The organism is Microvirga sp. P5_D2 (assembly GCF_054049475.1).
On sequence record NZ_JBFUMH010000201.1, the window covers coordinates 1 to 8,001 of the forward strand.

At 60.3% G+C, this 8,001-nt stretch carries 12 protein-coding genes; 9 read left to right on the forward strand and 3 right to left on the reverse strand.

Annotated features, from left to right (window positions below):
- The 8 genes from ACXJKO_RS27730 to ACXJKO_RS27765 form a co-directional block, all read left to right on the forward strand.
- Positions 1 to 444, forward strand: a 444-nt coding sequence (locus ACXJKO_RS27730; protein ID WP_457094267.1) for an AMP-binding enzyme, incomplete at its 5' end; no start/stop codon positions are given.
- 39 nt (positions 445 to 483) lie between these two features.
- Positions 484 to 1,260, forward strand: a complete 777-nt coding sequence (locus tag ACXJKO_RS27735; RefSeq protein ID WP_457094268.1) for an SDR family NAD(P)-dependent oxidoreductase — start codon at positions 484 to 486, stop codon at positions 1,258 to 1,260.
- 11 nt (positions 1,261 to 1,271) lie between these two features.
- Entirely contained in the window at positions 1,272 to 1,817 is a 546-nt protein-coding gene (locus ACXJKO_RS27740) for a gamma carbonic anhydrase family protein (RefSeq protein ID WP_457094269.1), read from the forward strand.
- On the forward strand, positions 1,814 to 2,368 hold the full coding sequence (locus ACXJKO_RS27745) for a PPC domain-containing DNA-binding protein (protein ID WP_457094270.1): 555 nt from the start codon (positions 1,814 to 1,816) through the stop codon (positions 2,366 to 2,368). Before ACXJKO_RS27740 ends, ACXJKO_RS27745 begins: the two co-directional genes overlap by 4 nt.
- Positions 2,361 to 2,753, forward strand: coding sequence for a PPC domain-containing DNA-binding protein (locus ACXJKO_RS27750; protein WP_457094271.1), 393 nt, complete (start codon positions 2,361 to 2,363; stop codon positions 2,751 to 2,753). The genes ACXJKO_RS27745 and ACXJKO_RS27750 overlap by 8 nt, the downstream gene beginning before the upstream one ends.
- A gap of 25 nt (positions 2,754 to 2,778) precedes the next feature.
- Entirely contained in the window at positions 2,779 to 3,582 is an 804-nt protein-coding gene (locus ACXJKO_RS27755) for an SDR family NAD(P)-dependent oxidoreductase (RefSeq protein WP_457094272.1), read from the forward strand.
- Positions 3,583 to 3,594: 12 nt separating this feature from the next.
- Positions 3,595 to 4,476, forward strand: coding sequence for an alpha/beta fold hydrolase (locus ACXJKO_RS27760; protein WP_457094273.1), 882 nt, complete (start codon positions 3,595 to 3,597; stop codon positions 4,474 to 4,476).
- Positions 4,477 to 4,494: 18 nt separating this feature from the next.
- Entirely contained in the window at positions 4,495 to 5,355 is an 861-nt protein-coding gene (locus ACXJKO_RS27765) for a PCC domain-containing protein (protein WP_457094274.1), read from the forward strand.
- Positions 5,356 to 5,480: 125 nt separating this feature from the next.
- Here ACXJKO_RS27765 and ACXJKO_RS27770 read toward each other — a convergent pair whose 3' ends face one another.
- From ACXJKO_RS27770 to ACXJKO_RS27780, 3 genes are all read right to left on the reverse strand, one after another.
- Complete coding sequence (locus ACXJKO_RS27770; RefSeq protein ID WP_457094275.1) at positions 5,481 to 5,897, reverse strand: hypothetical protein; 417 nt, start codon at positions 5,895 to 5,897, stop codon at positions 5,481 to 5,483.
- A 170-nt stretch (positions 5,898 to 6,067) separates the two neighbouring features.
- On the reverse strand, positions 6,068 to 6,349 hold the full coding sequence (locus ACXJKO_RS27775; RefSeq protein WP_457094276.1) for a hypothetical protein: 282 nt from the start codon (positions 6,347 to 6,349) through the stop codon (positions 6,068 to 6,070).
- Between the two features lie 171 nt (positions 6,350 to 6,520).
- On the reverse strand, positions 6,521 to 7,252 hold the full coding sequence (locus ACXJKO_RS27780) for a Crp/Fnr family transcriptional regulator (protein WP_457094277.1): 732 nt from the start codon (positions 7,250 to 7,252) through the stop codon (positions 6,521 to 6,523).
- A 307-nt stretch (positions 7,253 to 7,559) separates the two neighbouring features.
- Between ACXJKO_RS27780 and ACXJKO_RS27785 the strand changes: the two genes are divergently transcribed.
- Positions 7,560 to 8,001: amidase family protein (locus ACXJKO_RS27785; protein ID WP_457094278.1), on the forward strand; the 442-nt coding region annotated here is incomplete at its 3' end.

Here is an 8,001-nt window from a genome sequence, read left to right on the forward strand (position 1 = left end):
GCCAACGCGAAGTCCTTCCGGGACGGCTGGTTCCGGACCGGCGATCTTGGCCACCTTGATGCGGAAGGTTTCCTCTTCATCACCGGGCGTGCCTCCGACATGTACATATCCGGCGGCTCGAACGTGTACCCGCGTGAAACCGAGGAAAAGATCCTGACGCACGCGGCCATTGCGGAGGTTGCGATCCTCGGCGTGCCGGACAGCACCTGGGGCGAAGTCGGCGTGGCGGTCTGCGTGCTGCGGCCGGACGCCATGGTCAACGAGCAGGAACTCCTGACCTGGCTGGAAGGTAAGGTCTCCCGCTACAAGCTTCCAAAGCGGGTGTTCTTCTGGGAGGCCCTGCCCAAGTCCGGCTACGGCAAGATTACCAAGAAGGATGTCCGGGCGGAACTCGAAGCGCGTGGCTGTCTGCCGCTCGACAAACCCGCTCAGGTCTCGGCCTGAGCACGGATGCCGCATCATTCGCCCAGTAGGAATATGAATATGGTTCAGCAACAGACGATACTCGTGACAGGCGGAGCGTCAGGCATCGGCCTTGCCGTTGTCGAGGCCGTTCTTGCGGAGGGTTGGCGCGCCGTCGTCGCGGACCTGGATTCAAAAAACCTCGACCGGTGCAAGTCCTCCCTCGGAGCACCCGGCGACCGCGTGCGATACGAGCAGATGAATGTCGCGGACGAGGACGCTGTCATCCGTGCCGTCGCTGCCTGCGAGGCGGAGTTCGGACCCCTGACGGGGGTCGTCAACTCTGCGGGTATCGGGCGCGACGTGCCTGCGCTCGACACCAGCGTCGATCTCTTCCGAAGGATGCTCGAGGTCAACCTGATCGGCAGCTTCGTGGTCTCCAGGGAGGCCGCCAAGTACATGCGTGCCCGCGGCTCGGGCTCGATCGTCAACATCGCTTCGGTTTCCGGAATCAAGGGCAACAAGGGGCGCGTCGCGTATGGCGCATCCAAGGGCGGCGTGCTCACCATGACCAAGGTCATGGCAGTCGAGCTGGCATCGGTCGGTATTCGGGTGAATGCGATTGCACCAGGTCCCATCGAGACGCCGCTCGTGCAGGAGATCCATACACCGGAGGTGCGCGCCGCCTGGATGACGACCGTGCCGCAGCGGCGCTACGGATCGCCGGCCGAGATCGCGGGAGCGACCATTTTCCTGCTCGATGATCGCAAGGCCAGCTACGTCACCGGCCAGACGATTTGCGTCGATGGCGGGTTCACGGCTGCGGGCATTATCGGCGGGCCGTCTGTAACGGCATAGAAGGCTCAAACATGGCCCATTTGTTTTCTCTTGCGGCAACGACACCTGTCCTTCCCCCGGAAGGTGAATACTGGATTGCTCCAGACGCCGTTTTGATCGGCGACGTTCGCCTCAGGCGCGAGGCCAGCATCTGGTTCGGCACGGTGTTGCGGGCCGACGACGACATCATCGAGATTGGGGAGCGCAGCAATGTCCAGGACGGCTGCGTGCTCCATGTCGATCCCGGTTATCCGCTGACGATCGGCGAGGACTGCACGATCGGTCACAAGGTCATGCTGCACGGCTGCACGATCGGAGCGAACACCTTGATCGGCATGAACTCGACCATCCTCAACGGAGCACGGATCGGCCGGAACTGCCTGATTGGCGCCAACACGCTGATCACAGAGAACAAAGTCATCCCTGACAATTCCCTCGTCATGGGTGCTCCAGGCCGTGTCGTTCGGGAGATCGATGATGCCGGCGTGCAGAGCCTAACCGAAGGTGCGGCTCTTTATGTCAGGCGCTGGCGTCGATATGCCCATGAGCTGGCGCCTGCTGCGGGAGGCGTCCGATGAAGCGGGCAGCCACGACCCAGATGCCCAGGCCACGGACCCTGATCCATCCTGGCAGATTCAACCCGGTTCGCATTCAAAGCCTTCGCTCATCCAAGGGACGGCATGTTCGACTGGCCCTGCTGCCGGGCGTGAGCCTTTTCGACGGCCTCGTGAAGCCATTGGCGGAGATCGGAATCACCTGTGCCTCGACGACCATTCTCGGGGGCTACTTCGAAGGGGTTCAATATTGCGTCGCGCCGCCTGATCAACGGGGGCAGGCCGTGATCGCCTATTCGAAGCCGATCCCCGCGGGCCGCACGTATATGATCTTCGGCAATGCGACGATAGGAAAGGGCATGGACGGCTCGCCGCTCGTGCACTGCCATGCCGCGATCCGCACCGAAAGTGGTGAGGTCAAGGGCGGTCACATCCTGACGGAAACCTGCATCGTCAGTCGCGATCCGATTCCGGTGCTTGTCACGTCGCTCGATGAGTTCGAGCTCCGACAGGCCTACGATCCCGAAACGAATATTCCGCTGCTTCAGCCTTACAGGGAAACGACCAATGAGTGAGATGATTGCCGTCGAGAATGGCTCGATGGGTCGTGTGGCTTACGCAAGGATCGCTCCCAACGAGGATCTCGTCCAGGGCGTGGAGAAGATGTGCCTGGCCGAAGGCTTCAGAAACGCGTTCGTGCGCGGTGCGCTGGGCAGTCTCGTCGATGCCTGCCTAGGGACGATCGACGGCAAGTATATCCAGATCAAGGGCCCTGCCGTGGAAATAGTGAGCCTTGCGGGCGAGGTGCGCTCAGGTGAGGACGGCTCGCTCAGGGCGGCGCTCACGGGCGTCGTGGCGGACCCGGAGGGGAATGTCTATGGCGGGCCTTTCGTCGCCGGCTTGAACCCGATCTGCATGACGTTCGAAGTCACCCTCGAAGAGTGGCTCCCCGCGAAGTGAACCGCATGAAGTGGAGCGAGGATCAATGGTTGATCGTCTGAAGGGCAAGACCGCCATCGTGTTCGGGGCGGGTTCCTCAGGTCYGGGATGGGGAAACGGCAAGGCAGCCGCCGTCGCCTATGCACGGGAAGGGGCGCGCGTCGCTTGCATCGACCTCGTGCAGGAAGCAGCGGATGAAACCGCGTCCATCATCGCAGGTGAAGGCTACGAGGCCATCGCCGTCGCGGCGGACGTTACCGATACGGCTTCCATCGAGAGCGCGGTCGCGCGGGTCGTCGAGGGTTTCGGCGGAATCGGCATTCTGCACAACAACGTCGGCGTCACCCATATGGGTGGACCGGTCGAACTCAGCGAGGAGCAATTTGCTGCGGCTTTGAACCTGAACATCGRCCCGGTCTACCGCACGGCGAAGGCCGTCATTCCGCACATGTTGCGTCAGGGCGGTGGCGCTATCGTCAACATTTCCTCCCTCGCGGCGATCCGTTGGACGGGCTATCCATATTTCGCCTATTACGCCACCAAGGCGGCAGTGAACCAAGCGACCGTGGCGCTCGCCATGCAATATGCCCGGCAGGGCATCCGCGCCAACTGCATCATGCCCGGCCTGATCGACACGCCGTTGATCTACCGGCAGATCTCCGGGCAATACGCTTCCGTGGAGGAGATGGTGGCGGCACGCAATGCGGCCGTGCCCGTCGGCAAAATGGGAACGGCCTGGGACATCGCCAACGCCGCCGTGTTCCTGGCCTCAGATGAAGCCCAGTTCATCACCGGCGTTTGCCTTCCTGTGGATGGCGGGCAGAGCTGCGCCGTTTCCGAGTTTCCTTGACGGAGTATCGTGTTGGCATTTGCAACCACCAGCGACAGCGTGCGGCTCTTCTATGAGTCCGCAGGGCAGGGCACTTCCATTGTTTTCGTCCATGAGTTCGGCGGAAATCACTGGAGCTGGGAGCCCCAGGTCAGTTACTTCTCCCGCCGGCATCAATGCATCACTTTCTCGGCTCGAGGCTATCAGCCGTCGGATGTTCCCGAGAGAGTGGAGCAGTACTCGCAGGCGCGAGCTGCCGACGACATCGTCGACGTGATGAATGCCGCAGGGATCGAGAAGGCCCATATCGTCGGTCTTTCCATGGGCGCATTCGCTTGCGTGCATGCTGCCTTGCGTCATCCGGAGCGGGTGCTGTCGGCCGTCGTTGCCGGTGCAGGCTATGGCTCCGAGAAGGAACACCAGGAAGCCTTCCGCCAGAACTCCGAGCAGGTTGCAAGGGGCTTCGAGGAGCGGGGTGCCGAGGGATTTGCCCCTGTTTATGCTGAAAGCGCCTCGCGCGTTCAGTTCCAGGAGAAGGACCCTCGCGGCTGGAAGCTGTTCGCCGAGAGACTTGCCCAGCACTCCGTGCGCGGGGCCTCCAACACCATGCGTGGCGTTCAGATGCGCCGTCCTTCTCTTTACGATTTGAAGGACGAACTCAGCGCCATGCAGGTTCCTCTGTTGGTGGTTGTCGGCGATGAGGATGATCACTCCATCCAACCGGGTGTCTTCCTGAAGCGCACCGTGCCGCGCTCAGGCCTCACCATGTTCCCTAAATCGGGTCACACCTTGAACCTGGAGGAACCTGCCTTGTTCAATCGTACGGTGGCCGAGTTCATCGCCCAGGTCGAAGCCGGTCGTTGGGGACCTCGCGATCCTCGGGCCGACCCCCAGCAAATCATGCGAGCGGATTGAGAGAGATCGGTCTTTGAAATGAGATATATTGATCACCCGGGTCCAGCTTCTCCTGATCGCACAGTCGATGTTGCAGGCGCGCCTGTTCAGCTGCGTTTCGCACTTGAACCTGGGTATACGGTCGACGCGGCCATAGCCAAGGGCTTCGCGGATGCAGGTTGTCTCGGAGGTTTCGTGACGCTCTGGGGCGGCAAGTGCGAACCTTTCAGGTTCGTCATACCGGCGGCATCACCGGATGCACATCATGCGGCTTGGTATAGCGACACCTTCGCACCCGCGGGCCCTGTCGAGATCCAGCGGGCCTGCGTCATCGTCGGGCGGCGCGACGGCAAGCCCTTCATTCACTGCCACGGGATCTGGGATACGCCCGAGGGCACGCGAATGGGCCATATGCTCGCCCCGGATAGCATAGTGGCGGAAGCCATCGAGGCTACCGGGATCGGCCTGAAAGCCGCTATCTTCGAGGCTCTACCCGACCCGGAGACGAACTTCACCCTATTCGAGCCCATGCAGGTTTCCGAGGATGGGGAAGAGCAAGGAGACACACGTGTGCTGCTGGCGAAGGTCCGACCCAATGAGGACATCAGCGTCGCCATTGAGAACATCTGTTCAAGACGGGGAATCACAACGGCAAACGTTCACGGCATCGGCAGCCTGAACGAGGTACGCTTCATTGAGGGAGGACGGGTGGAATCATATGCCACGGAGGTGTCGATCAATATGGGCAGGGTGGAGACCGTCCAAGGTCGGCTGACAGCCTCCCTGCAAATCGATGTGGTCGACATGGAAGGCCAAGTCTTCTCCGGGAAGCTCGCCCGCGAAGACAACCCCGTTTGTGTGACCTTCGAGTTGGTTATTGAAGAGCTTAGCCAGCCATAGGGCTCACGGTTCAAGCCCTAGTCACGAAGAGAACTGACGGCTGCAGATCGCTCACAAGCATAGACCCGGCAGCGGCAGTTCAATCGGGAGCTTGGCTTTAAGCTCCCGATTAAGTCTGGTCCCTTTTAGTCCTGAGCCGCGCTTCGTTCCGTTTCAGGCTGCGGGATGAGGTGCTCGATGGAGACCCAATCGGTGCAGGACCTCAGAATAGGGGCAAGGTAGGCGCGACTGCCTTCAATCTCCACGACGCGGCACGGGTAGGCGCGCCGGTCACCTGGGGGGCGATAGACGACCGTGGCTCCTGGCTTGATCTCCTCGGTGGAGGCCGGAGGGGGTGCCGCGTCCGAGTTATCCTGAACGACGCCGGATTGGGGGTGAGAGATGCGAAAGCGGTCGAGGGCCTCGATGGCTGCGCGGGCACGATCACGGTAGCGGTCGGACACGACACGCAGGATGGAGCCCTTCTCACGCCCGGGATACCAAGCAACGCCACCGATTTTCGCGAGCTCTTCTGCGACAACTTCGATTTCTTCTTCGGTCATTGTCTCAATTCCCTTGTATTTAGGAATAACGCTCAGATCTTATGATGGCGGACATGCGATCTGGTACTGTTGTATATCGGCCCCGACGGTTCGTAATTTATACTTCTAGTCGATCATATGTCGACTCTTAGTTGCTCATACATCTCATGATTGAGACATATGTTATGTCGTTACTTGGGTGAGATCATCTGCTCTTGCAACGTCGCAAGTTGCTGAAGATAAGGCGTTCGTCTCGCCTGATGTTGCACCTTCAGTTTTTCAAGAACACGAATTCTCAAGTTGATATCTGGAGAGGATTTACTGATCTTCTCGCGCTCACACTCATAAGCAAAGTCTATATCGGCCAGAGTAGAAAGCAGCGATTGGAGGAGCGGCTGTAAAGTCGGCGAATACATCCGGGTTGAATGGTTTTCACGGTTCTGCTTATTGTTATGCAATTCAATATCGTTCATTCACATCCTCGCAGTAACTTGGCATGAACTGCTTAGACGATACTGACGTAGGGTTACTCCGTCTGTTGGAAACCCGACAAAGCTGCAAAATCTTTTTGCAATAATCCCCTTGAGCAGACGAAATTCCTGGCTATTGGCTTCGGCGCACGCGCAAAGGAGGGCGCAAGGCCCTCAATCCCTGTCGAATGTCCCCGGAAGCAAGTGCTCGAACCGTCCACGAATCATCCGGTAGCACTCGCAGGCCGTCTCTTCGAGGCCCTCCCGGTCCGTGATCGTGATGACCCCGCGGCCCTGGGTGATCAGGCCGGCCATCTGGAGGGCGCGGGTCACGCTGCTGACCGTTGATCTTTGGACGCCGAGGGTCTGTGCGAGCGTCTCATGAGTGAGGGGCAGCGCATCATGGTCGAAGCGGTCGCGGGTGCTCAGGATCCAGCGGCAGCAGCGCGCTTCGACGCTGTGCACCGCGTTGCAGGCAACCGCCTGCAACGTCTGCGTGAGGAGCGCTTCGGTGAAGTTCAGGATCAGTTGCCGGACCTCGGGGTGCGTGCGGATGGCGTCGATCAACCTGTCGAGAGGAATACGTGATGCCGTACCGGAAAATTGCGCGACATAGCGGCCGAAGGATTGGCGCGTCACCTGAGCACTGACATAGCCGAACATGGATTCGCGCCCAAACGCCGCCATCTCGACGGAGCCACCATCCTGCAGAAGGGTCGTAAAGGAGACGATGGTATTGTGCGGGAAATAGACATGCCGGATGGTCTCTCCGGTATCGTAGACGATCTTGCCCTTGGGTAGTTCCACGAGTTCGAGGTAGGGCTCGATGGCCGCGAAGTCCTTCGCCTCCAGCGCGGCGAGAAGCCTGTTGGTCCGGTGAATAATGGCCTTCGAACCATGCTTCATGGCAAGGTGCACCGATCCAGGCAGCCCCTGATCCTGGGGCGATAACTCACAACTGAAGTTACATACGCAACTGTTGACTGTCGGTTTTGTTCGCGAAGTGAATGCTATTCCAGGTTTCAAACGAATACGAGAACAACCTTCGGCGGATAAGCTTACGTTTTGTCTGGCAGAGTTGCCCAGGAATTGCCGTGCGGTTCCACACATCGAACGCTCGCCCGGCAGTGTTTCGCCGCACCCTGTTTACCCCGAAGGAGGGATGGCGCAGCATGGGGTCTCGAGCCGAATCCATCGCCATCAGGAGCACCCATTGAACGCGCAATCTTCGACCGGCCCTACCACCTCCRATATATCCGCCGATCTGGCGGATTGGAGCGCGGGAGAACTTCTTGAGGCGTTCGCCAGCAAGCAGCTTTCGCCCGTCGAGGTGTCGCGAGCCGTGATCACGCGGATTGAGGCTTATGAGCCGCGGCTTTGTGCGCTCTATGCCTTCGATCCCGAAAGCGCGCTGAGCGCGGCGAAGGCCTCCGAGGATCGCTGGATGCGCGGTGAGGCGAGGGCGCTCGATGGAATTCCCGCGACCATCAAGGAGAATATTGCCACCGAGGGAACGCCCGTGCCCTTGGGCACCGCCGCACGGCCTCTCGACCCGGCCGTGCACGATGCGCCCTCCGCCGCGCGCCTGCGCGAGGACGGCGTCGTCATCCTGGCGAAGACTACCATGCCGGATTACGGCATGCTCTCCTCCGGCC

Bases quoted from the DNA above. Each gene is read 5' to 3' on its own strand.
- ACXJKO_RS27735 (WP_457094268.1), top strand. From the start codon at position 484: ATGGTTCAGCAACAGACGATACTCGTGACAGGCGGAGCGTCAGGCATC.
- ACXJKO_RS27740 (WP_457094269.1), top strand. From the start codon at position 1,272: ATGGCCCATTTGTTTTCTCTTGCGGCAACGACACCTGTCCTTCCCCCG.
- ACXJKO_RS27745 (WP_457094270.1), top strand. From the start codon at position 1,814: ATGAAGCGGGCAGCCACGACCCAGATGCCCAGGCCACGGACCCTGATC.
- ACXJKO_RS27750 (WP_457094271.1), top strand. From the start codon at position 2,361: ATGAGTGAGATGATTGCCGTCGAGAATGGCTCGATGGGTCGTGTGGCT.
- ACXJKO_RS27765 (WP_457094274.1), top strand. From the start codon at position 4,495: ATGAGATATATTGATCACCCGGGTCCAGCTTCTCCTGATCGCACAGTC.
- ACXJKO_RS27770 (WP_457094275.1), bottom strand. From the start codon at position 5,897: ATGACCGAAGAAGAAATCGAAGTTGTCGCAGAAGAGCTCGCGAAAATC.
- ACXJKO_RS27775 (WP_457094276.1), bottom strand. From the start codon at position 6,349: ATGAACGATATTGAATTGCATAACAATAAGCAGAACCGTGAAAACCAT.
- ACXJKO_RS27780 (WP_457094277.1), bottom strand. From the start codon at position 7,252: ATGAAGCATGGTTCGAAGGCCATTATTCACCGGACCAACAGGCTTCTC.